The sequence below is a fragment of the Clavibacter vidaverae genome, assembly GCF_047529985.1.
GTDB lineage: Bacteria > Actinomycetota > Actinomycetes > Actinomycetales > Microbacteriaceae > Clavibacter > Clavibacter nebraskensis_A.
Genome location: NZ_JBLJAM010000002.1, coordinates 447,151 through 468,522 on the forward strand (window position 1 = coordinate 447,151; position 21,372 = coordinate 468,522).

Annotated in this window: 23 protein-coding genes; 14 read left to right on the top strand and 9 right to left on the bottom strand. The window is 73.2% G+C overall.

Features of this window, described 5'->3' with window-relative positions; translation table 11 throughout:
* Window positions 1–39: 39 nt before the first annotated feature.
* Window positions 40–1,137 carry an FUSC family protein gene (locus ACMT9T_RS14845; RefSeq protein WP_414746273.1) on the top strand — a complete coding sequence of 366 codons (1,098 nt, stop codon included), beginning with the start codon at window positions 40–42 and terminating at the stop codon, window positions 1,135–1,137.
* Here the strand turns inward: ACMT9T_RS14845 and ACMT9T_RS14850 are convergent.
* Complete coding sequence (locus tag ACMT9T_RS14850; RefSeq protein ID WP_414746274.1) at window positions 1,123–2,100, bottom strand: EamA family transporter; 978 nt, start codon at window positions 2,098–2,100, stop codon at window positions 1,123–1,125. The genes ACMT9T_RS14845 and ACMT9T_RS14850 overlap by 15 nt on opposite strands.
* 73 nt (window positions 2,101–2,173) lie before the next feature.
* Between ACMT9T_RS14850 and ACMT9T_RS14855 the strand changes: the two genes are divergently transcribed.
* A complete protein-coding gene (locus ACMT9T_RS14855) occupies window positions 2,174–2,734 on the top strand; it encodes a CGNR zinc finger domain-containing protein (protein WP_414746275.1) in 561 nt (186 codons plus the stop codon).
* Window positions 2,735–2,744: 10 nt separating this feature from the next.
* Here ACMT9T_RS14855 and rsmI read toward each other — a convergent pair whose 3' ends face one another.
* From rsmI to ACMT9T_RS14870, 3 genes are read right to left on the bottom strand one after another with little or no spacing between them, the layout of a single operon-like run.
* Window positions 2,745–3,560, bottom strand: a complete 816-nt coding sequence (rsmI, locus tag ACMT9T_RS14860) for a 16S rRNA (cytidine(1402)-2'-O)-methyltransferase (RefSeq protein ID WP_414746276.1) — start codon at window positions 3,558–3,560, stop codon at window positions 2,745–2,747.
* The gene (locus ACMT9T_RS14865) at window positions 3,557–3,898 is read right to left on the bottom strand and encodes a hypothetical protein (RefSeq protein ID WP_414746277.1); all 342 of its coding nucleotides are present in this window, start codon (window positions 3,896–3,898) and stop codon (window positions 3,557–3,559) included. The genes rsmI and ACMT9T_RS14865 overlap by 4 nt, the downstream gene beginning before the upstream one ends.
* A gap of 3 nt (window positions 3,899–3,901) precedes the next feature.
* On the bottom strand, window positions 3,902–4,399 hold the full coding sequence (locus tag ACMT9T_RS14870; protein WP_414746278.1) for an SRPBCC family protein: 498 nt from the start codon (window positions 4,397–4,399) through the stop codon (window positions 3,902–3,904).
* A 123-nt stretch (window positions 4,400–4,522) separates the two neighbouring features.
* Between ACMT9T_RS14870 and ACMT9T_RS14875 the strand changes: the two genes are divergently transcribed.
* Both ACMT9T_RS14875 and treS read left to right on the top strand, forming a co-directional pair.
* A complete protein-coding gene (locus ACMT9T_RS14875; RefSeq protein ID WP_414746279.1) occupies window positions 4,523–4,873 on the top strand; it encodes a hypothetical protein in 351 nt (116 codons plus the stop codon).
* A 214-nt stretch (window positions 4,874–5,087) separates the two neighbouring features.
* Complete coding sequence (treS, locus tag ACMT9T_RS14880; RefSeq protein ID WP_414746280.1) at window positions 5,088–7,346, top strand: maltose alpha-D-glucosyltransferase; 2,259 nt, start codon at window positions 5,088–5,090, stop codon at window positions 7,344–7,346.
* A gap of 25 nt (window positions 7,347–7,371) precedes the next feature.
* Here the strand turns inward: treS and ACMT9T_RS14885 are convergent, their stop codons facing one another.
* Both ACMT9T_RS14885 and ACMT9T_RS14890 read right to left on the bottom strand, forming a co-directional pair.
* Window positions 7,372–7,908 (bottom strand): hypothetical protein, encoded by a 537-nt coding sequence (locus ACMT9T_RS14885; RefSeq protein ID WP_414746281.1) that lies wholly within the window; start codon window positions 7,906–7,908, stop codon window positions 7,372–7,374.
* Window position 7,909: 1 nt separating this feature from the next.
* Complete coding sequence (locus ACMT9T_RS14890) at window positions 7,910–8,467, bottom strand: hypothetical protein (protein ID WP_414746282.1); 558 nt, start codon at window positions 8,465–8,467, stop codon at window positions 7,910–7,912.
* 237 nt (window positions 8,468–8,704) lie between these two features.
* On the opposite strand from ACMT9T_RS14890, the gene ACMT9T_RS14895 reads away from it, so the two are divergent.
* From ACMT9T_RS14895 to ACMT9T_RS14920, 6 genes are all read left to right on the top strand, one after another.
* Window positions 8,705–10,399, top strand: a complete 1,695-nt coding sequence (locus ACMT9T_RS14895; RefSeq protein ID WP_414746409.1) for a dolichyl-phosphate-mannose--protein mannosyltransferase — start codon at window positions 8,705–8,707, stop codon at window positions 10,397–10,399.
* Window positions 10,399–11,403 carry a YeiH family protein gene (locus tag ACMT9T_RS14900; RefSeq protein ID WP_414746283.1) on the top strand — a complete coding sequence of 335 codons (1,005 nt, stop codon included), beginning with the start codon at window positions 10,399–10,401 and terminating at the stop codon, window positions 11,401–11,403. Before ACMT9T_RS14895 ends, ACMT9T_RS14900 begins: the two co-directional genes overlap by 1 nt.
* Before the next feature lie 364 nt (window positions 11,404–11,767).
* On the top strand, window positions 11,768–12,271 hold the full coding sequence (locus tag ACMT9T_RS14905; RefSeq protein ID WP_414746284.1) for a hypothetical protein: 504 nt from the start codon (window positions 11,768–11,770) through the stop codon (window positions 12,269–12,271).
* Complete coding sequence (locus tag ACMT9T_RS14910) at window positions 12,264–12,797, top strand: hypothetical protein (RefSeq protein WP_414746285.1); 534 nt, start codon at window positions 12,264–12,266, stop codon at window positions 12,795–12,797. The genes ACMT9T_RS14905 and ACMT9T_RS14910 overlap by 8 nt, the downstream gene beginning before the upstream one ends.
* Window positions 12,798–13,145: 348 nt before the next feature.
* Entirely contained in the window at window positions 13,146–14,441 is a 1,296-nt protein-coding gene (locus ACMT9T_RS14915; protein ID WP_246929624.1) for an O-acetylhomoserine aminocarboxypropyltransferase/cysteine synthase family protein, read from the top strand.
* A gap of 224 nt (window positions 14,442–14,665) precedes the next feature.
* On the top strand, window positions 14,666–15,196 hold the full coding sequence (locus ACMT9T_RS14920; RefSeq protein ID WP_414746410.1) for a CoA-binding protein: 531 nt from the start codon (window positions 14,666–14,668) through the stop codon (window positions 15,194–15,196).
* Between the two features lie 36 nt (window positions 15,197–15,232).
* Here ACMT9T_RS14920 and ACMT9T_RS14925 read toward each other — a convergent pair whose 3' ends face one another.
* Window positions 15,233–15,742, bottom strand: a complete 510-nt coding sequence (locus tag ACMT9T_RS14925) for a DUF427 domain-containing protein (protein WP_414746286.1) — start codon at window positions 15,740–15,742, stop codon at window positions 15,233–15,235.
* Window positions 15,743–15,926: 184 nt separating this feature from the next.
* Here ACMT9T_RS14925 and ACMT9T_RS14930 point away from each other — a divergent pair, with 184 nt between their 5' ends.
* From ACMT9T_RS14930 to ACMT9T_RS14940, 3 genes are all read left to right on the top strand, one after another.
* Window positions 15,927–16,187 (top strand): GlsB/YeaQ/YmgE family stress response membrane protein, encoded by a 261-nt coding sequence (locus tag ACMT9T_RS14930; RefSeq protein WP_414746287.1) that lies wholly within the window; start codon window positions 15,927–15,929, stop codon window positions 16,185–16,187.
* 121 nt (window positions 16,188–16,308) lie between these two features.
* Window positions 16,309–16,968 (top strand): hypothetical protein, encoded by a 660-nt coding sequence (locus ACMT9T_RS14935; protein ID WP_414746288.1) that lies wholly within the window; start codon window positions 16,309–16,311, stop codon window positions 16,966–16,968.
* Between the two features lie 9 nt (window positions 16,969–16,977).
* Entirely contained in the window at window positions 16,978–18,345 is a 1,368-nt protein-coding gene (locus ACMT9T_RS14940) for an L-serine ammonia-lyase (RefSeq protein WP_414746289.1), read from the top strand.
* Window positions 18,346–18,418: 73 nt separating this feature from the next.
* Here the strand turns inward: ACMT9T_RS14940 and ACMT9T_RS14945 are convergent, their stop codons facing one another.
* Entirely contained in the window at window positions 18,419–18,853 is a 435-nt protein-coding gene (locus ACMT9T_RS14945) for a hypothetical protein (protein ID WP_414746290.1), read from the bottom strand.
* A 175-nt stretch (window positions 18,854–19,028) separates the two neighbouring features.
* Between ACMT9T_RS14945 and ACMT9T_RS14950 the strand changes: the two genes are divergently transcribed.
* Window positions 19,029–19,424: an SdpI family protein gene (locus ACMT9T_RS14950; RefSeq protein WP_414746291.1), complete on the top strand. Its 396-nt coding sequence runs from the start codon at window positions 19,029–19,031 to the stop codon at window positions 19,422–19,424.
* On the opposite strand, the gene ACMT9T_RS14955 is transcribed toward ACMT9T_RS14950, so the two are convergent.
* Window positions 19,421–21,334 carry a thioredoxin domain-containing protein gene (locus ACMT9T_RS14955; RefSeq protein WP_414746292.1) on the bottom strand — a complete coding sequence of 638 codons (1,914 nt, stop codon included), beginning with the start codon at window positions 21,332–21,334 and terminating at the stop codon, window positions 19,421–19,423. The two genes, ACMT9T_RS14950 and ACMT9T_RS14955, sit on opposite strands and share 4 nt — an antisense overlap.
* Window positions 21,335–21,372: the final 38 nt, after the last annotated feature.

A 21,372-nucleotide genomic window follows, 5' to 3' on the forward strand; every position in this document is an offset into this window, starting at 1 on the left:
GTCGCGCGCTCCCCGCGTCGCTAGCCTCAGGACATGAGGATGGACAGGGCACGTCACGAGGTCGCGCGCGCCTGGCACGCGGCCGTCTCCCCCGACCGCCTCCTCCTCGCCGCGAAGACCGCGCTCGCGGTCGGCATCGCCTGGGCCGTCGCGCCGTACGTGCCCGGCGTCGCCAACGAGTACCCCTACTACGCGCCGCTCGGCGCGCTCGTGAGCATGTACCCGACCCTCATGGGATCCGCGCGCACGGGCCTGCAGACGCTCCTCGGGCTCGCGGCCGGCATCGTCCTCGCCACCGCGGTGATCATGACGACCGGCCCCTCGTGGTGGTCGATCCCCGTGATCGTCGGCATCGGCGTGGTCCTCTCCGGCTCCGGCTGGTTCGGCGCGGGCCGCGAGTACGTGCCGATGGCGGCGCTGTTCGTGCTCATCATCGGCGGCCAGGACGCCGACACCTACTCGCTCGGCTACCTCGTCCAGATGGGGGTCGGCGTCGTCACGGGCCTCGTCATCAACGTGCTCATCGCGCCGCAGCTCTCCAGCGGCGCGGCGAGCGCGCGCATCAGCGCGTTCCAGCGCGAAGTCGCCCAACGGCTGCGCGAGGTGGGCGACGCCGTCGAGTCCGAGTCGCCGCCCGAGCACGCCGCCTGGATCCGCGCCAGCGAGGACCTCGCCGGCACCGCCCGGGCCGTGCGCGTCGACCTCCGCGAGGCCGACGAGAGCCGCAAGGGCAACCCGCGCGCGCTCGTGAACAAGCGGGACGTGCGCATCGACCACGCGCGGCTCGAGGCGATGGACCAGATCGTCTTCCACGTCCGCGACGTCTCGGCGGCGCTCGCCGACACGATCTGGCAGCAGCCGGGCGCCCTGGGCCTCGACCACGAGATCACCGCGCCCATCCGCGACGCGTGCCACGCGGTCGCGGGCGTGCTCGACCTCGAGGACCCGGACTCCCCCGAGCGCCACCGCGCGATGGGCGAGGCGGCCCGGAGGGTGCGCCTGCTCGTGGAGGCGGTCGACCGTCGCGCCCAGGAGCTCGGCCAGGCGATGGGCCCGGGCGTGCTCACCGCCATGCACCTCAAGCGCGTGCTGCGCCACCTCGAGCCGGTGGACGCGGCCGAGTCACCGGCCCCGTAGCGCGGGATCCGCGGACCCCGCCCCGGTCGCGACCTCCGCGGCAGCCGGCAGCGCATCCGCCCGCGCGTCGAACCGCACGGCCACGATGCCGGCGACGATCAGCACGCCGCCCACGAGCTGCAGCGCCGTCAGCTCCTCGCCGAGCAGCAGCCACGCCCAGGCGCCGGCGGCCGCCACCTCGAGCAGGCCCACGAAGGACGCGAGGCGGGATCCGAGCATCGCGCTCCCCGTGATCCCCGCCCCGTACGCGAGTGCGGTCGCGACCACGCCCACCACGAGCATGGGCACCCACCACGGCACGACGTTCCCGAGCACGGTCACGTCGGCGACCGACCCCGTGAACGGCAGGATCCCCGTGATCCCCACCAGCCCCAGCACGACGGCCGCGACGAGCAGCCCCGCCGCGGCGAGCGCCACCGGCGGCAGTCCGTCCGCACCCCGGGCCGCGATCGCGAAGTAGCCCGCGCAGCCCACCATCGCGCCGAGCGCGAGCAGCACGCCCACGGGATCCAGCGCCCCGCCGCCCGACGGCGCCACCACGAGCGCGAGCCCGCCCGCCGCCGCGACGGATCCGAGGAGCACCGGCACCGCGGGCCGCCGCCGGGTCATCGCCCACGCCATCGCGACGAGCAGCAGCGGCGCCATGAACTCGATGAGGATCGCCGTGCCGACGGGGATCCGCTCGATGGCCGCGAAGTACATGGCCTGCGCGCCGGCCACGCCCACGAGCGCCATGCCGAGCACGCGGCGCCAGGCCCGGAGGACGGGCCGCAGGTCGCCGCGCAGCTGCGCGAGCGCGACGGGCGCGAGCACCACGCCGCCGATGAGCGCCCGCAGCGCGACCGCGGCGACGGGGCTCCAGCCCGACTCGAGCAGCGGCTTGACGAACGCGCCCGACAACCCGAAGGACGCGGCGGCGACGATCGCGAGGACCAGTCCGCTGGTGAGGTGGCGTCGTTCCATGGTCAGCTCGTCTCGTCAGGGGCCATGCGGCCTACGGTCCTGACGTTAGACTGGTCGCGGATAAGGAGTCAACTTGCTTTTCGCCCCTGACACCGAGGACGTGCTCACGTTCGACGCGGTGATCCTCAACACGGCCCCGCGCGCCACCCGCTCCGGCGACGACCTGCTGGCGACACCCGAGCAGCTCGCCAACCTGATGACCCGCAGCGGCTTCTCCGGCCGCTTCGACCGCGACGAGCGCGAGCTCCGCGAGGTGCACCGCGCCCGCGCCCGCCTGCGGGAGATCTGGGGCCTCGACCGCGACGCCATGGTGGGTCCCGTCAACGAGCTGCTCGCCCGCCACCGCGCCTCGCCGCGGCTCGTCCGGCACGACGCCCTCGACTGGCACCTGCACGCGACGCCCGACGACGCGCCGCTCGCCGACCGGATCCTCGTGGAGGCCGCCATGGCCCTCGTCGACGTCGTGCGCTCCGACGCCACCGACCGCCTGCGCGTCTGCGCGGCCGACGACTGCGACGGCGTGCTCGTCGACCTCTCGCGCAACGGCTCGAAGCGCTTCTGCAGCGTGCGCTGCGGCAACCGGATGAACATGGTCGCGTTCCGCGAGCGCCGCGCGCAGGATCCGCTGGGCTAGGCCCCGGAGGTCACCGCGCCTGGAGCGCCGCCTGGTACAGGTCGCGCTTGCCGAGGCCGGTCGCCTCGGCGATGGTGCCGGCCGCGTCCTTGAGGCGCGCGCCGTCGGCCACGAGCTCGAGCACTTGGGTCACGCCCGTGGCGAGGTCGACCTCGAGCGCCGCGGCGCCCTCCGCGACCACGACGATCTCGCCGCGCACGCCCTCGGCGGCCCAGGCGGCGAGCTCGGCGGCGGATCCGCGGCGCACCTCCTCGTAGAGCTTCGTCAGCTCCCGGCACACGACGAGCCGGCGATCCGGACCCCACTCGGCGACGACGTCCTCGAGCGACGCCTGCAGCCGGTTCGGCGACTCGAAGAAGACCATGGTGCGGCGCTCGCGCACCAGATCGCGGAGCACGCGGCGCCGGTCGCCGCCCTTGCGCGGGAGGAAGCCCTCGAACGTGAAGCGGTCGGTGGGGAGGCCGGAGACGGCGAGCGCGCTGAGCACGGCGCTCGGGCCGGGGATCACGGTGACGCGGACGCCCGCCGCGGCGGCCGCCTCCACCAGGTGGAAGCCGGGGTCGGAGATCGCGGGCATGCCGGCGTCGGAGAGCACGAGCACGTCGGTCTCGCGCGCCAGCTCGACGAGGTCGGCGGAGCGCTCCTGCTCGTTGTGGTCGTGCAGCGCGATGAGGCGCGGCCGGTTCTCGACGCCGAGCGCCGTGAGCAGGCGGATGGTCGTGCGGGTGTCCTCGGCCGCGATCACCGTGGCTGAGGTGAGCGCCTCCACGAGCCGCCGCGACGCGTCGCCCAGGTTGCCGATGGGGGTCGCGCCGAGGATGATCACCGGTCGATCATCCCATCCGGGGCCGGGCGGTCGGGGCCCGTGGCGCCGGAGCCGGGAGCCCCCTCGTCGTGCAGGCCGGCCCGATCGCCCACGAGCGCGGGGTCGTCGACCTCCTGGTCGCCCGGGTCGCTCCAGCCGCGGATCCAGTTCGCGATCCCGCAGCCGATCGAGAGGAGTCCGAGGGGCACGCCGAACAGGACGATGGTGTCGAAGCGCCCGGCGCTGCTGATCTCGCCGAAGGCGCCCGTGAGCCCGAGGACCGAGATCACGCACAGGGCGATCCCCAGGATCCACAGCCCCAGCGTCGCGCGCCACCGGGCCCGGCTCCGCAGGAACACGCGTCAGCCCGCCGCGGGCGCGCCCGCGCCCACCGCCGCCAGCACGACCGGGTCCGCGCAGCCGCGCGCGTAGCCGTCGATGCGGCGGTCCATGTCGCGCTGCAGGATCCACGCCCCGATGCGCTCGGCGACGGGCGCGAGCCACGCGGGCCGGCACGCGAAGTTGTAGCGCCAGATCGCGAGCGTCTGCCGCGGCTCGCCCTCGACGGGCGCGAACCGCCAGCCGCCGCCCATGCGCGCGAAGAACCACGACCCCTGCGTCATCCTCATGCCCACGTTCGACGGCGGCTGGTGCGAGACGTACTCGCTCACCATGCTGAGGCCGAGGCGCGAGACGGTGAACGTGCGGACGCCCTTGGCGGGCTCGGTCGCGCCGCCCATGAGGTGCTGGTGCGCGATGAAGGGATCCCACCGCTTCCGGATCTCCCCCTGGGTCTGCGAGATCGCGAACGCCACGGCGGGCTCCACGGGGACGATGCGGCGGGACTCGACGACGGGCACGGATCCATGCTGGCACGGCGCGCTCGGGTGGCGGCGGTCGGGCGCCCCCGTCCGCGCGGGCGTCCCGGTCCCCGCGCGCCGTCGGGCCTACCGTGGAGCGAACCTCGGAAGGGACGGGACGACATGGTGATCCACGCACCGGCGCGGCAGGACAGGTGGGCGGACGTCTCCCTCGTCACCGGCATCGTGGCCCTCGGCGCCTACGCGCTGCTCTGGTGCGTCATGTGGATCCCGTACCTCCTCGACGGAAGCGGCCTGATGATCCTGTACCCCCTCTTCCTCCTCGCCTGGGTCCCCCTCGAGGCCCTGGCGCTGGTGAGCCTCGTGTTCGCGATCATCGCCCTGTCGCTGCGGCAGGGGCGGAGGGGCGCCACCATCGCCGTCCTCGTGGCGGACGCCGTGTTCGCCGTCGTCTCGCTGCCGGCGCTGTGGACGGGCTTCCCCCTGTACCTCTTCCTGCCCGTCCCGGGCTGAGGCGGCTGCCTCCACGGGACCGAGACCGCTCGACCCCGCAGGTCCGCACCCGGATCCCCGGGGCGACCGCGGGTGCATCCCGCCCGCGGCGCGCCCGGACGCCCCGCCACCCCGCACGGCGCCGCCGCATCCTGCGTACGCTCGTGGGAGCGGCCCCCGAGGGGCCGGCGGCGTTCGGATCGGGCGCCACGCACCACCACCCCGAGGAGCACCAGTGGACGACGCCATCGAGACGAACGCGATCCCCGAGCCGGAGCCCACGGAGATCACGTACGACGAGGACCGCTTCCCGGCGCGACCTGCCCGGCTCCGTTCGCGTCCCCAGCTGCGCGCCAGCGGGATCCGCCGCTCGTCGCACGACCCGCGCGCCGCCGACGCGTCGAACCCCTCCTACGTGGAGTGGCTCCGCCGCCAGGCGATGCTCGGCGACGCCGACGTGCTGAGCCGCGGCCTCTCCGGCTCGCCCAGCATGTGGTCGAACCCGTACGCGCGGCCGGACGCCCGCCGCGCCATCGACACCGCGTCGGTCTGGTTCACCGCGTACCCGATCTCGCTCATCACGAAGGACGGCGAGTCCTACCTCGGCGCGCTCGGCGACCCGCAGCTGTGGCAGATCTTCCAGTCGATCGGCATCGAGGCCGTGCACACCGGGCCCGTGAAGCTCGCCGGTGGCATCACCGAGTGGTCGCAGACCGCGAGCGTCGACGGCCACTTCGACCGCATCAGCACCCAGATCGACTCCGCGTTCGGCACGGAGGACGAGTTCCGCCGCCTCACCGAGGTCGCCGACCAGCACGGCGGCAGCGTCATCGACGACATCGTGCCCGGCCACACCGGCAAGGGCGCCGACTTCCGCCTCGCGGAGATGGGCTACAAGGACTTCCCCGGGATCTACCACATGGTCGAGATCCCCGAGGAGGACTGGAACCTGCTGCCCGACGTGCTGCCGGGCCGCGACGCCGTGAACCTCGACGTGGCCGCCGAGCAGGCGCTCGCCGACCAGGGCTACATCATCGGCCGCCTGCAGCGCGTGATCTTCTACGCGCCCGGCGTCAAGGAGACCAACTGGAGCGCCACCGCGCCCGTGCTCGGCGTCGACGGCCGCACGCGCCGCTGGGTCTACCTGCACTACTTCAAGCAGGGCCAGCCCTCCATCAACTGGCTCGACCCCACGTTCGCGGGCATGCGCATGGTCATCGGCGACGCGCTGCACTCGCTCGGCGACCTCGGCGCGAGCGCGCTGCGGCTCGACGCGAACGGCTTCCTCGGCGTGGAGAAGAGCGTCGAGGGTCCGGCCTGGTCCGAGGGCCACCCGCTCTCGGAGGCCGCGAACCACCTCATCGCGAGCATGGTGCGCAAGGTCGGCGGGTTCTCCTTCCAGGAGCTGAACCTCACGATGGAGGACATCCGCGACACCGGCCGCGTCGGCGCCGACCTCTCCTACGACTTCATCAACCGCCCCGCGTACCAGCACGCGCTCGCGACCGGCGACACCGAGTTCCTGCGACTCACGCTCCGCACCTCGCTCGAGGTCGGCGTGGAGCCCGTCACCCTCGTGCACGCGCTGCAGAACCACGACGAGCTCACCTACGAGCTCGTGCACTGGGCGACCGAGCACTGCGCCGACGTGTTCCCGTTCCGGGGCGACGAGGTGACCGGCGCGGACCTCGCCGTCACGATCCGCGGCGACCTCCTCGAGGAGCTCACGGGCGAGAGCGCCGACTACAACCACGTGTTCACCACGAACGGCATCGCCTGCACGACGGCGTCCGTCATCGCGGCCGCGCAGGGCTTCACCACCCTCGACGCGATCGGCGATGGCGACGTCGACGGGATCCGCGCCGCGCACCTCCTGCTCGCCAAGTTCAACGCGTGGCAGCCGGGCGTCTTCGCGCTCTCCGCCTGGGACCTGCTCGGCGTGCTGCCGCTGCACGCGTCGCAGGTGGCCGACCTCATCGAGGGCGGCGACACCCGCTGGGTGCACCGCGGCGGCCACGACCTGCTCGACGCGGCGCCCGAGGCGACCACCTCCGGATCCGGCATGCCGCGCGGACGCTCGCTCTACGGATCGCTGCCGGCCCAGGTCGACGACCCCGCGTCGTTCGTCTCGGGCCTCCGCGGCGTGCTCGAGGTGCGCGAGCGCTTCGACGTGGCGGTCGGCACGCAGGTCGACGTCCCGGACGTCGGCCACCCCGGCATGCTCGTCATGGTGCACCGCCTCGACAACGGCGACCCGGAGGCCGACGCCCGCCTCCAGCTGACGGTGCTCAACTTCACGGGCGAGTCGATCCTCGCGACCGTGCGCTCCGAGCACCTGCCCACCCGGCGCGCCGTCCGCGACGCCACCACGGGCGAGGAGGTCGGCACGGTCGACGACCTGTCCAGCTTCCCCGTGCAGCTCGAGCCCTACGCGGGCCTGTTCCTGCTGCTCGACGAGGAGCCGGAGGCCGACGAGGAGGACGCCGAGAGCTAGCGGTCCCCCGCCGCGCGCCGGCGGATCAGCACCACGCCTCGAGGGCGAGGTCGCGGATCCGCCGGTCGCGGATGTCCGCCCACTCCACCGCGATGCGCGGCGCGGCGATCGGGTGCCGCACCAGGTCGACGACCCGGTTCGTGAGCAGGCGGGGCGTGACGCAGCCGGACGCGAGGATCCCCGTCACGGCGACGTCGGCCGCGCGCGTGCGCTCGAGGTCGGCGTGCGCGCGGACGACCCAGGCGTCGAGCGCGCGGAGGTCGGGCCGGATCGCGCCGATGCGCCCGCCCACCACGACCACGAGGTGCCGCAGCTGCGTCAGGTGCTCGGGCACGCTCACGGCGCGCAGGGACCGGGCGGCGGCGTGCACCCCGCGGATCCCGGGGGCCGCCGCGTCGACGCCGACCACGAGGGCCCGGACGGGACGCGGATCCGCGACCTCCGGCTCCCCGAGGGCCGCGCGGAGGTCGGCGAGCACCGGGAGCGCGTCGCCCGCGAAGGCGACGCGCGGCGTGCGCGGGCGGATGGAGCCTGCGGACGGGTCCGCGACCGGCGTCCGCATGTCAGCGCCTCCTCCGGCGACGCGGCGGGACGCGGCGCTCCCCCGCGCCGCGTCCGCCCCGCACGCGTCCCGTCCCCACCGGCCGCCCGCTGAGCCGGACGTCGTGCAGCGCCGGCGCTCCCCCGCACGGCACGACGACGAGGTCGCCGACCGCGAGGTCGACCGGGAGCGCGACCGCGCCCGGATCCGCCGCCGCGCCGCCCGCGACGACGCACGCCGCGCGGCCGAGCCCGGGACCCCGCCCGAGGACGCGCGCCTCCGCCCAACGCGCGTCCACGCCGTCGAGGTGCCCGTCGACGCACACGACGCGCTCCCCGTCGGCCCCCGCGAGGACGGCCGTCACCGCCACGACGACGAGCGCGCCGCATCCGGCCGCCTCGCCGCCCCCGCGGATCTCCCCCGCCTCGCCCGAGTGGACGCACGGGGTGCCGCACACCTCCACGAGCCGGCGCATGGACACCCCCGCGACCACGACGTCATCGAGCGCGGCGACGGGCGCGGCGCCCTCCGGGAGGCGCGGCGCGCGGGCCGGCGCGACCGCCGGCGCGAGGACGCTCATCGCCGCACCCCCGTCGCGCCCGCGGGCACGGGTCGGAGGCGGACGGGGACCGGGGGCACGCGGCACGGGAAGGGCATGCGCCCAGTCCACCCGCCGCGCGGCGTCCCGCGCGAGCGCGCTCACGGGACCCCTACGGCTCCCGCGGGGAACCTCACGGGGTCCCGACGGGCGCCGCCCGCGGAGCGTCCGCGGCCCGGGCGCGCACGCACGTGCATGCGATGATGAGCCGTGCCCGACATGCCCCACCGCCCCGCCGAGCACGGCGACCACGACGCCCGTCCGGCCGAGGTCCAGGATCCCGGATCCGCCGCCCCCACGCGCATGTCGCAGCGCGCCGACGAGCGCGCGGTCACGGCCCGCGGATCCCGCCTCGACGACGTCGGGGCCCGCCTCGTCTCCACGCCCGCCCGCCGCCGCGCCTGGCACTGGGGCGCGCCCATCGCCATCACGCTGCTCGCCGCGGTCCTCCGCATCCAGAGCCTCGGCCACCCCGCGACCCTGATCTTCGACGAGACCTTCTACGTGAAGGACGCCTGGACCCTCCTCCACCTCGGCTACGAGGGCTCGTGGCCGAACGACCCGAACCCCGACTTCATCGCGGGCCAGACCGACGGCTACCTCCAGGCGCCCGCGTTCGTGGCGCATCCGCCGCTCGGCAAGTGGATCATCGCGCTGGGCCTCGCGGTCTTCGGCGCGGCGGATCCGGCCGGCTGGCGCATCGCGACGGCCGTCGTCGGCACGCTCGCGGTCGTGCTGCTCATGCTCATCGCCCGCCGCCTCACCGGATCCGGGGTCGTCGCCGCGATCGCCGGCTTCCTCTTCGCGATCGACGGCCACGCCATCGTCATGAGCCGCGTCGCGCTCCTCGACACGCACGTCATGTTCTTCGGCCTGCTCGGCTTCGGCGCGATCCTCCTCGATCGCACCTGGCACGAGCGCCGGTTCGAACGGCTCCTCGCCCTCCGCCGCGACGCCCGCCCCGACGACGCGCGCCCGCTGGAGTTCGGCCCCGTCGTGCTGTGGCGCCCGTGGCTCATCGCGGCGGGCGTCGCGTTCGGCGCGACCTCGTCGGTCAAGTGGTCGGGCGTCTTCTTCCTCGCGGGCTTCGGCCTCTACGTGGTGCTCACCGACATGCTGCTGCGCCGCCGACACGGGCTCGCCGCGTGGTTCACGGCGGGCGCCGCGGTCCAGGGCCCGATCTCGTTCCTCCTCCTCGTGCCGCCCGCGATCGCCGCGTTCCTCGCCTCCTACGCGGGCTGGTTCGCGACCTCGAACGGGTACTTCCGGAACTGGGCCGCCGAGGGCGCGAACGCGTGGCAGGGCTCTCTCGCGTGGGTGCCGCTGCCGATCCAGAGCCTGTGGCACTACCTCGCCCAGCAGTACGCGTTCAACGTCGGCCTCGACGTGACGCACCCGTACCGGGCGGATCCGCGCCTCTGGCTCCTGCTCTACCGGCCGACGCAGTTCTACTACGAGGGCTACGGATACGGCGAGGCGGGCTGCACGGTCGACGCGTGCTCGGCGTCGATCACGTCCATCGCGAACCCGATCATCTGGTGGCTCTCGGTCGCCGCGATGCTCTACCTCGTCTACCGGCTCGCCGCCCGCCGCGAGTGGCGCGTGGGCCTCGTGCTCATGGGCATGGTCGTCGGCTACCTGCCGTGGCTGCTCTACGTGAACCGCACGGTCTTCCAGTTCTACTCGATCGCCTTCGAGCCGTACCTCCTCCTCAGCCTCGCGATGGTGCTGGGGTTGATCCTCGGCGACCGCGGGGACCCGCGCGGCCGACGCACGCGCGGCCTCGTGATCGTCGCCGTGGTGCTCGTGGTGTGCGCGCTCGTCAGCGTGTTCTTCTACCCGCTCTGGACGGGGCAGCTCGTGCCGACGTGGTTCTGGCGGCTGCACGCGTGGATCCCCTCGGGCTGGATCTGATGCCCGCCACCGCGGCGCGCGTCCACCCCGCGCTCCCCGGCCTCGGCGCCGCGGCCGCCGCGGCGCTCGTCGCGTGGGCCGTGCACGCGCTCGTCCCGGCGATCCCGCTGCTCACCGTCGCGGTCGCGCTCGGCATCCTCGCCGCGCAGATCCCCGCCGCACGCCCCGCGCTCACCGGCCCGCTCAAGCCCGGCCTCACGCTCGCGTCGAAGCGGCTGATGCGGATCGGCGTGGTGCTCCTCGGCCTGCAGCTCGGCCTCTCCGACATCGTCGGCCTCGGCTGGCGGGCCGTGCTGCTCGTGGTCGCCGTCGTGGTCCTGTCGTTCGCGGGCACCTACGCCATCGCCCGCGCGCTCCGGATGCCCGGCCAGCAGCCGCTCCTCCTCGCGACCGGCTTCTCCATCTGCGGCGCGAGCGCGATCGGCGCGATGGCGGGGGTCACGCGCGCCAAGCCCGCCGACCAGGGCGCGCCCGTCGCGCTCGTCACGCTCTGCGGCACCCTCGCGATCGCCGTGCTGCCGCCGCTCGCCGGGCCGCTCGGCCTCGACGACGTCGCCTTCGGCCACTGGGTGGGCGCGGGCGTGCACGACGTGGGGCAGGTGGTCGCGACCGCGCAGATCGCGGGATCCGCCGCCCTCACCATCGCGATCGCCGTGAAGCTCACGCGCGTGCTCCTGCTCGCGCCCGTGGTCGCCGTCGCGGGCGTCGTGATGCGCCGCCGCGAGGGCCGGATCGAGGGCGCCGCGCGTCCGCCGATCGTGCCGCTGTTCGTGCTCGGCTTCCTCGCCGCCGTGCTGATCCGCACCTTCGTGCCGCTGCCCGAGGGCGTGCTCGACGCCGCGCAGGTCGCGCAGACGGCGCTGCTCGCGGTGGCGCTGGTCGCGCTCGGATCCGCGGTGCGCCTCCGCGAGCTCGTCGGCCAGGGCGGATCCGCGCTCGCCGCCGGCCTCCTCTCCTGGGCGCTCATCGCGGGCCTCGCGCTCGCGGCGGTGCGGCTGTCCTGACCCGTCGGCCTGTGAACGCCGGCCGCTCGAGTACCGGTTCCAGCTGCTATCGCGGCAAGCAGACAGCCCAATAAACGCTGAAGCGTGTAATGACTGTGTATTCGAGAGGGCCTGGCGGGCTCTTCAGGCCAAGTCGCTGCCGTTAGCGACGCTGACTCTCCAGGCTTTATGAGCTTGAAGCAGCTCGGGCTGCTGTTCGTCAGCCTGGCCGAGCCTGCCCAGCGAAGCAGGCCTCCGCTGCTGCGGTCCAGCGGCCGCATACATAACACGCTCGCCCGCGCTCGCCTTTGCCCCCCCGAAGGAGGCCGGAACGGGGTTCGTATCACCACCCCGTCCACACGTGCTGGGCCACTAGGCTCTGGCTATGACAGATCGGCGTCCGGTGTTGCGCTTCGCACGGACCGAGCTTGTCCTTGGACCTAAGGTGTGGTGGGGCTGCCTAGTGGCAGTTGCCCTGATCGGGCTCGGCATCTCCGTCACGCCTTCAAATGGCTGGGCAGGTGCTGGGATCGGTGTGGCGGGCATCCTGGGAGCCACTCTAAGTGCTCTCTTTCAAACCACACCGCGCGAGCGTGATCTATCACCCAATGGAGCAAGCGCCGTACGCGGATTACTGCACATTGCACAGGATGTCGACAACACCCAGGTACTAATCACACAGCTAGCGCAAGCGAACACAAGAAATACGCGGCTCACGCTAGGACTAGTTGACGCCCAAGATCGTTTGAAATCAATCAATTCATCTATATATTCGGCGATGGCCGAGTGGGATGCCGTCGCCCCAGGCGCCTTGAAAGAAGTTAATCGCCTTCGAGACGAGGGGCAACGGGCCTTCGAAATGCTGGCAAAGGAGAGTCAAAATGAGTGACGACAACACAGGTGCTAGCTCGAAGGCCCGAGGCACGGGAGCCGGCGAGGATTCCGAGACGCGACTACGCGGAAAAGTGGCGGAGGTGGTAAGCGATCGCGAAGTTATTCTCAACCGCGGCGCGGACCACGGAGTGCAGGTGGGAATGTATTTTGCGATACTGGATCCTGGTGCTGTCGGCATTACAGATCCAGACACAAACGAACCACTAGGTGACATCAAAGTAGTAAAAATCGTGGTGCGAGCCATCGAAGTGGCTCCAAAAATAACACTCGCCCGCACGTTTAGAACGCGGACTATAAATGTTGGAGGGACTGGGGCCCTCGGATTGCGCGGGCTCGCCTCTGCCATGCAGGAGCCGAATTTCGTGGAAAAGGTGGAAAAGCTCACCCTTGATCGAAACTCCCCTCGCAAAATCGACCCAAAGGACTCCGCCGTGGGGCGCGGAGATCCGTTTGAGTCAGCTCAGCCAGAAGAAGTTGAAGATGTCCGATCAATTACGGTATGGGAGGAGCCCACGTTCTGATCAAATTGCTTTCATGTGCCATGCCCGACTACTGGCCTACATCGATTAGACGTACGAGTCGCGCATTTATGTCGACGAAGCCACAATGCCTGCTGTTCAGCTCAATGTCTTGGCGCCGATACCAGGAGCGATGTCTCGTGTTCTCGAGGTCCGCTGATCGGCACGTATCGTGGCGATGTCCGCTATCAGAATTCCGAAGTCGACATCTCTCATCCACAATGACGGGTGACTGCAGCAGACCCCCCTCCCTTTCTCGGCAATCCACGCCTCATGTGAAGCCGCAGCCGACGAGTCGTTGTGTTACGCACGGTCGGCCGACACCCGGGAGCGCGGGTTAGCGTGAGGAACATGGTCGATCGCGAGTACGGGTTCAAGACGAGGGCGATCCACGCGGGCAACATCCCCGACGCCACCACCGGCGCTCGCGCCCTCCCCATCTACCAGTCGAGCGCGTTCGTCTTCGACGACACCGCCGATGCCGCCGCGCGCTTCGCGCTGCAGAAGTACGGCAACGTCTACTCGCGCCTGTCGAACCCCACGGTCGCGTCGTTCGAGGAACGCGTCGCGAGCCTCGAGGGCGGCCTCGGCGCGGTCGCCACGGCCAGCGGGCTGAGCGCGCAGTACATCACCTTCGCGTCGCTGGCCGGGGCCGGCGACCACATCGTCGCCTCCGCGAACCTCTACGGCGGATCCATCACCCAGCTCGACGTGACCCTCCGCCGCTTCGGCGTCGAGACCACGTTCGTGCAGTCGAGCGACCCGGCCGACTACGCCGCCGCGATCACCGACCGCACCAAGCTCGTCTTCGCGGAGACGGTCGCGAACCCGTCAGGCGAGATCGCCGACATCGAGGGCCTCGCCGCGGTCGCCCATGCGGCCGGCGTGCCGCTCGTCATCGACTCCACCATCGCCACCCCGTACCTCAACCGGCCCATCGAGTGGGGCGCCGACATCGTCATCCACTCGGCCACCAAGTTCCTCGGCGGGCACGGCACGACGCTCGGCGGCGTGGTCGTCGAGTCCGGCCTCTTCGACTGGGAGAGCGCGCGGTTCCCGCTCCTCGACCAGCCCGTGCCGAGCTACGGCGGCCTCAACTGGACCGGCAACTTCGGCGAGTACGCGTTCCTCACCCGCCTCCGCGCCGAGCAGCTCCGCGACATCGGGCCCGCGCTCGCGCCGCACTCCGCGTTCCTCCTCGCGCAGGGCGTCGAGACGCTGCCGTACCGGATGCAGGCGCACATCGACAACGCGCGGGCCGTGGCCGAGTGGCTCGATGCGGATCCGCGCATCACCGCCGTCAACTGGGCCGGCCTCCCCGCGCACCCGCACCACGAGCGGGCGCGCAAGTACCTGCCGACGGGCCCCGGATCCGTGTTCACGTTCGAGGTCGCGGGCGGCCGCGCGGTCGGCCAGCGCTTCATCGAGTCGGTGGAGCTCGCGAGCCACCTCGCCAACATCGGTGACGCGAAGACCCTCGTCATCCACCCCGCGTCCACGACCCACGCGCAGCTGAGCGAGTCGCAGCTGGTGGACGCGGGCGTGCTGCCCGGCATCGTCCGCATCAGCGTCGGGATCGAGGACGTCGCCGACATCATCCACGACCTGGACCAGGCGCTGGCCGCCGCCACGGAGGGAGCGAAGTGAGCTTCGACACCGGCGGGGTGCCGCCCGAGCAGACCGGATCCACGCCCCACCCGGCTGCGGACGCCGCCGACCTCGACCCGCTCGACCCGGCCGAGGAGGCCGCCGACCGCGCCGCCGGTGACGCGGCCGAGGCCCAGGACGTCGGCGCGGACGCCGCCGCGCCCGTCGAGCCCGTGTCGGATCCGGACGCCGACGGCACGCAGACCACACAGCTCCAGAACGGCCTGACCTGCGCGATCCCCCGCTCCAGCCCGCTCGCCGCGCTCCTCCGCAGCGAGCGCACGTGGACCGGCCCGAGCGCGAAGGAGCGCCAGGCGATCCTCCGCCGCGCGAAGAGCGTCGCCATCGTCGGCGCCTCGCCGAACCCGGCGCGCTCCAGCTACTTCGTCGGCACGTACCTCCAGCAGTCGAGCGACTACCGCGTGTACTTCGTGAACCCGAACGCCACCGAGATCCTCGGCCAGAAGGCCTACCCCGACCTCGCGTCGCTGCCCGAGGTGCCCGACATCGTCGACGTGTTCCGCAAGGCGAGCGACATCCCGTCCGTGGTGGACGACGTGGTCGCCGTCGGCGCGCCCGTCATCTGGGTGCAGCTCGGCATCTGGAACCAGGAGGCGGCCGAGGACGCGGAGGCCCGCGGCCTGACGGTCGTCATGGACCGCTGCGTCAAGGTCGAGCACGCGCGCTTCCACGGCGGCCTGCACCTGCTCGGCTTCGACACGGGCGTCATCAGCTCGCGGAAGGCGACCGCCTAGCCGAGCCGCGCGGGCGGACGACGGCGCCCGCCCGGATCACCAGCCGAGCGTGCCCGGCGCGCCCTTGAACGGGCCGACCACGCGCGGCGTGATCCAGCCGCCGTAGAAGTCGCCCTCCTGCGCCTCGACCTCGGTGCCGTCGACCGTGATCCGGTCCATCGCCGAGGGGTACACGGCGATCATGTCGGCCAGCACCTCGAAGCCGCGCGTGGGCGACGGGTACCACCAGGCGGACCGCTCGGCCGTGACGCCGCCCGCCGTGAGGGAGAGGTACGACGCCTCCCCCTTGTACTCGCACCACGACCGGCCGGCCGCGGAGGAGAGGACGCCGGCCGCGAAGTCGGCGGACGGGATGTAGTAGACGGGCGGGTGGCTCGTCTCGAGCACGCGCACGGCGGCGCGGGAGTCGGCGACCACCTGCCCGCCGAGCTCGATCACGACGTGCTCGCCGCTCGGATCCACGCGCGGCGGACGCGGGTAGTCCCACACCGACTCCTGCCCTTCGCCGGGGATCTCGCGGGGACGTCGGGCGGGTGGGATGCGCATGCGCCGACGGTACCCGGGCCTCCTGAGCGCCCCGGATCCCGCCTCCGTTCACGGCTGGGGCCCCCATCCCGTAAAGACGTATCCACTAAACGTTTTTGCACGAATGGTCCTCAGGGTGCTTGACTGGAGCACGTCCACCCGCATTCGGGTGTCACACAGCACGTCATCTTGAGGAGTAACGCACATGGGCATCATCGGTTTTCTGGTTCTGGGTCTGATCGCCGGAGCGCTCGCCAAGCTGATCCTCCCGGGCAAGCAGGGTGGCGGAATCATCGTCACGCTGATCCTGGGTGTCGTCGGCGCCTTCATCGGCGGCCTGATCGGCAGCGCGCTGTTCAGCAAGCCGGTCGACAGCTTCGACCTCGGCTCGCTCGCGCTCGCCATCGTCGGCTCGATCATCGTCCTGCTGGTCTACGGCGCGATCGTCGGCCGCAAGAAGGCCTAGTCCTTCCTGCACCACGGAGCCCTCGCCGCCTGATCCGCACCGGATCGGCGACGGGGGCTCTCCGCATGTCGGGCTCCTGATCCCGGGCGGATCCCCCGCCCGCCGTGCCTACGATGACCGCATGCCCGACGCCGTCGCCCCGCCCTCCTCCCGCTCCCGCACCGCCGCCGTCCTCGTCGCCGTCGCGCTCCCGCCGCTGGCCCTCGCCGCCGCGGGCCTCTCGCATCCGAGCTCGCTCACCGACGACACCGCCATGCACTGGCGCGACATGCACATCGCCCTGCTGCCGGTCTTCCCGCTGCTCGCGATCGCGCCGATCCTCCTCACGCGCCGCCACGACCGCCGCCTCGGGATCCTCGCGGTCGTCCTCGGCTTCGCCTACGCCGTCTGCTACCAGGCCCTCGACATCCTCGCGGGCATCGCGGCCGGCGCCCTGGAGATGGAGGGCGGCCAGGGCGTGACCACCATGTACGCGCTCGCGGACGGCATCGTCGTCACGGGCGTCTGGGCCTACGTCGCCGCGACCGTGCTGGCGAGCGCGCTCGTCATCCGGCACGCGGGGTGGCGTGCGCTGCCGGGCGCGGCGATCGCCGTGGTCGCGGCCGTCTCGTTCGTCGACAGCCACATCTTCTTCCCGCGCGGCGTGATCACCATGCTCGGCCTCGCCGTCGGCTGGACCTGGCTCGCCCTCTGCTCGTACGGGGCCGCGCGCCGGTCGGCCCGCGCGTCCGCCGGCCCCGCGGGCGCCCCCGCGCCGGACCGCGCGGAGGCCGCGGCATAGTCTGGCGGGATGACAGCGTACGTCTCGGCACTCGACCTCTTCTCCATCGGGATCGGGCCGTCGAGCTCGCACACCGTCGGCCCCATGCGCGCGGCCCGGATGTTCGCCGAGGAGTGCGCGGGGTCGGCCCGGCTGACCGAGATCACGCGCGTCACCGTGCGGCTGTTCGGCTCGCTCGGTGCCACCGGCCTCGGCCACGGCACGCCCGACGCGGTCGTCGCGGGGCTGGCCGGGCTCGCGCCCGAGACGTGCGACCCGGACGAGGTGCGCGGCCGCTGGTCCGGGCTCGGCGAGGGCGTCGACGTGCCGCTCGCGGGGATCCACCCGGTGCGGATGGTCGGGCGCGACCTCACCTTCGAGCCGTTCACGCGGCTCCCCCGGCACCCCAACGCCATGCACCTCGCCGCCCTCGACGCCGACGGCGGCACCGTGCTCGAGAGCACGTGGTTCTCGGTGGGCGGCGGATTCGTGCTGCGCGAGGACCAGGCGCCGTCGGCCGTGCTGCCCACCGGGCTCCCCCACTCCTTCTCCAATGCCGACGAGCTGATCGCGCTGGCCGAGTCGACCGGGCGCTCCATCGCGGACGTCGCGCGCGACACCGAGGAGTCGATCCACGGATCCCGCCGCGCGGTGGCCGGCCTCGACGCCATCTGGGACGCCATGGCCGCATGCGTCGCCTCCGGCCTCGACGGCCAGGGCACGCTGCCGGGCGGGCTCAACGTGCGGCGGCGAGCGGCGCGGGTCGCGTCGCAGCTCGCGACCATCGACGCCGAGGGCCAGCGCGACACCTCCCACGAGTGGCTGCACGCGTTCGCCCTCGCGGTCAACGAGGAGAACGCGTCCGGCGGGCGCGTGGTCACGGCGCCGACGAACGGCGCGGCCGGCATCATCCCCGCGGTCGGCTCCTACTACCTGCGGTTCGTGCCGGGCGCCGACCGCGACGGGATCCGCGACTTCCTGCTCACGGCCACCGCCATCGGCTCGCTCGTGAAGGCGAACGCCAGCATCTCGGGCGCCGAGGCCGGCTGCCAGGGCGAGGTGGGCACGGCGTGCGCGATGGCAGCGGGCGCGCTCTGCGCGGTGCTCGGCGGATCCCCGCGGCAGGTCGAGAACGCCGCCGAGATCGCGATGGAGCACCACCTCGGCCTCACGTGCGATCCCGTGGGCGGGCTCGTGCAGATCCCCTGCATCGAGCGGAACGCCATCGCCGCGTCGACCGCCGTGAACGCCGCGCGCATGGCGCTGCACGGCGACGGCACGCACCTCGTCTCGCTCGACACCGTGATCGAGACCATGCGGCAGACGGGCCTCGACATGTCCACCAAGTACAAGGAGACGTCCACGGGCGGGCTCGCGGTCAACGTCATCGAGTGCTGAGCGCGCCGGGAGCTGACGCCGGACGCGAAGCGGCCCCGCCCAGGAGGGCGGGGCCGCGCGGATCACCTCGGGATCAGATGTGCCACCAGGAGAACACGGGGTTCCTGACCGGGTGGAGACGGTCGTTGGGGGACGTGAACTTGTAGATGGCGTTCGTCGTCAGGTTGTAGCAGGGGTCGCCGCCGCTGCCGATGCGCTTCCCGAGCTCCTCGCACGAGATCATGTAGAACGAGTCCCCTGCGTGCGAGCCCTGCCAGGCGTTGCCGTAGTAGGAGATCATGAAGCCCAGCTTCTGCTGGCAGGTGTCGCCGCCGCGCTTGTAGACCTTCGTGACGAGGCCCGAGCCGATCTCGCCCGGGGACGCTGCCGAGTTCCAGACGCCGCACACGCGGTAGTTGTCCTGGGCCTGGGCCTCGGGCACGGGCCCGGCCGTGAGGAGGGCCGCGGAGAGGGCGAGGGCGGCGAGGCCGCCGGCGAGGAAGCGCGGGAGGGCGCGGGGGAACGTCATGGATCTTCCGTCCTGTCGGGGAGCCACGTGAGGGTGGTGCCCGGATCGTAGGGCCGGACTCATCGGCCGGGAGCGGACGCTCCCCACGACCGGACGTGCGACTGGACGTGCGAGGCCGGTCGCTGCGGGTCGATGTCCCGCGCGCGCTTCGCGGCCGGCGTGTCAGGCTGGGCGCATGGGCATCCCCGCGCTGCTGCTCGCCGTCGCGGCGCTGCTCGTCCTCGGCACCACGCAGCTCGCGGCCTGGGGCGCCCTCAAGCGCAACGGCTGGATCGGGATCCGCACCCGCCCGCTCCTCGCGAGCGACGCCGCCTGGCGCGCCGGCCACCGCGCCGCGCTGCCCGCCCTCCGCGGAACGTGCCTGCCCGTCGCGATCGGCGGGGTCATCGGCAGCATCGCCGCCGGCGCCGGCATGAACAGCGTCGCGAGCTGGGGCGCTCTGCTGCTCGTGGCCGGGATCGCGGTGGGCACGTTCCGGGCCGGGCGCGCCGCGAAGGCCGTCACCCGTCGGAGCGAGGCCGAGCGGTACGCGCCGCGCCCGCCCGAGCGCCCCGGCCCCTCCCGCCGCTAGGCGCCGCGGACCGGCGCCTCGGCGAGCTGGTCGCGCAGGCCGTCCACCGCCGTGACCGGCAGGCGGCACACGAAGTCGGCGCAGAGGTACGCGGTGCCGGCGGATCCGGCGGTGCGGTCCGCGAGGAGCTCGAAGCCGGCGTCCGCCCACTCCCCCGCAGCGGTCTCGGAGACCACGAGCGCCACGTCCGGCGGACGGATCCGGCGGCGCGCGACGTCGGCCAGCGGATCGGCCGCCGCATCGACACCGTCGGGCAGCACCACCACGAGCTGCCGGGCCGCCGCGTCGACCGCGACCGCCTGCTCGAGCGCGCCGCCGAACGCGATCGGCCGGGTCGCGCCGCCGGCCGCGACCGTGGCGAGCGCGGCGCGGGCCGCACGGTCGTAGCGCGGATCCGCCGTCAGCTGCCCGAGCACGCGCGCGGCCGACGACGCCGCGGTGAGCCCCGACGGGTAGGCGCCCTCGGACGCGTCGGCGGCGAGGTCGAGGCCGAAGCCGGCGAGCACCGGATCCGCGCCCGTCGGCACGCGGAAGCCGGCCGCACCCGGCTGCGGGTCGGCGTCGGCGGCCGCGATCAGCGCGTCCACGATCCCGCGGGCGCGCGCCCCGTACGCGACCTCGCCCGTCGCGAGCGCGAGCGCGAGCAGCCCGTCGGCGAGCATTCCGTGGTCCTCGAGCGTGGCGACGGCGGGCGAGACGCGGCCGTCGATGGAGGCGCGCACGAGGGATCCGTCGGCGCGCACGTGCTCCGCGAGCAGCATGTCGGCGGCGTCGCGCGCGGCCCGGATCCACGCGGGCCGGTCGAACGCGCGCCCGGCCCGCGCGAGCGCGCCGATCGCCAGCCCGTTCCACCCGGTGAGCACCTTGCCGTCGACCGCGGGCGGATCCTCGGCCGCGCGGCCGGCCGCGTCCAGCGCGTAGTAGCCGCCCTCCACGCGCTGCCCGCCGACCGTGCTCTCGGAGTCCTGCGCCGACGCGAACCCGCCCGACGCCCGGCGCAGCGTGGTCGTGAGGAACGCGACGATGCCGGCGGCCACGTCCTCGTCGCCCGCGCGCGCGTACGCGTCGAGGAGCAGGGCGTTGTCGTAGAGCATCCGCTCGTAGTGCGGCTCGGACCAGTCGCGGCGCGTGGAGTAGCGGAAGAAGCCGCCCTCGACGGGGTCGCGGAGGTCGGATCCGGCCATCGCGTCGAGAGTGCGGCGCACGAGCGCGCCCGTCGCCGCCGCACGCTCGGGCGCCAGCGCGCCCGAGGTCGCGAGCGTGTCGAGCAGCAGCACGACGGGCGCGACGGGGAACTTCGGCGCCGACCCGAACCCGCCGTGCTCCGGGTCCTCGAACGAGGCGAGCTCGGCGGCGACCCGGTCGAGGGCGGCGGCGTCAGGCAGGGGCGAGGGGGCGGATCCGCGCTCCGAGGCCTCGCGGATCGCCGCGCTCAGCTGCCCCGCGCCCTGCTCGACCTGGTCGCGCCGCGTGGTCCACGCGTCGGCGACGGCGTCGAGCACCTGCCGGAACGACGGGTGCCCGGCGCGCGGCTCGGGCGGCGAGTACGTGCCCGCGTGGAAGGTGCGGCCCTCGGGCGTCGTGAAGACGTTGAGCGGCCAGCCGAGCTGGTCCGTGAACGCGCCGGCCGCCGTGATGAGCGCCGAATCCACCTCGGGGTGCTCCTCGCGGTCGACCTTGATCGCGACGAACCGCTCGTTCAGCGCGGCGGCGAGGGCGGGATCCGAGAACGTCTCGCGCGCCATGACGTGGCACCAGTGGCAGGTGGCGTAGCCGACCGAGACGAGCACGGGCACGTCGCGCCTGGCGGCCTCCGCGAACGCCTCGGGGCCCCACGGCCGCCAGTCGACCGGGTTGTCCGCGTGGCTCTGGAGGTACGGGCTGACGGCGTCGGCGAGGCGGTTGGGCATGCGTCCACGCTACGCGCGGGGCCGGCGGCGGACGGGCG

Coding starts and splice junctions, on each gene's coding strand:
- ACMT9T_RS14845 (WP_414746273.1), top strand. CDS start 40: ATGGACAGGGCACGTCACGAGGTCGCGCGCGCCTGGCACGCGGCCGTC.
- ACMT9T_RS14850 (WP_414746274.1), bottom strand. CDS start 2,100: ATGGAACGACGCCACCTCACCAGCGGACTGGTCCTCGCGATCGTCGCC.
- ACMT9T_RS14875 (WP_414746279.1), top strand. CDS start 4,523: ATGGTGATCCACGCACCGGCGCGGCAGGACAGGTGGGCGGACGTCTCC.
- ACMT9T_RS14885 (WP_414746281.1), bottom strand. CDS start 7,908: ATGCGGACGCCGGTCGCGGACCCGTCCGCAGGCTCCATCCGCCCGCGC.
- ACMT9T_RS14890 (WP_414746282.1), bottom strand. CDS start 8,467: ATGAGCGTCCTCGCGCCGGCGGTCGCGCCGGCCCGCGCGCCGCGCCTC.
- ACMT9T_RS14895 (WP_414746409.1), top strand. CDS start 8,705: ATGCCCCACCGCCCCGCCGAGCACGGCGACCACGACGCCCGTCCGGCC.
- ACMT9T_RS14900 (WP_414746283.1), top strand. CDS start 10,399: ATGCCCGCCACCGCGGCGCGCGTCCACCCCGCGCTCCCCGGCCTCGGC.
- ACMT9T_RS14905 (WP_414746284.1), top strand. CDS start 11,768: ATGACAGATCGGCGTCCGGTGTTGCGCTTCGCACGGACCGAGCTTGTC.
- ACMT9T_RS14910 (WP_414746285.1), top strand. CDS start 12,264: ATGAGTGACGACAACACAGGTGCTAGCTCGAAGGCCCGAGGCACGGGA.
- ACMT9T_RS14915 (WP_246929624.1), top strand. CDS start 13,146: ATGGTCGATCGCGAGTACGGGTTCAAGACGAGGGCGATCCACGCGGGC.
- ACMT9T_RS14925 (WP_414746286.1), bottom strand. CDS start 15,742: ATGCGCATCCCACCCGCCCGACGTCCCCGCGAGATCCCCGGCGAAGGG.
- ACMT9T_RS14930 (WP_414746287.1), top strand. CDS start 15,927: ATGGGCATCATCGGTTTTCTGGTTCTGGGTCTGATCGCCGGAGCGCTC.
- ACMT9T_RS14935 (WP_414746288.1), top strand. CDS start 16,309: ATGCCCGACGCCGTCGCCCCGCCCTCCTCCCGCTCCCGCACCGCCGCC.
- ACMT9T_RS14940 (WP_414746289.1), top strand. CDS start 16,978: ATGACAGCGTACGTCTCGGCACTCGACCTCTTCTCCATCGGGATCGGG.
- ACMT9T_RS14945 (WP_414746290.1), bottom strand. CDS start 18,853: ATGACGTTCCCCCGCGCCCTCCCGCGCTTCCTCGCCGGCGGCCTCGCC.
- ACMT9T_RS14950 (WP_414746291.1), top strand. CDS start 19,029: ATGGGCATCCCCGCGCTGCTGCTCGCCGTCGCGGCGCTGCTCGTCCTC.
- ACMT9T_RS14955 (WP_414746292.1), bottom strand. CDS start 21,334: ATGCCCAACCGCCTCGCCGACGCCGTCAGCCCGTACCTCCAGAGCCAC.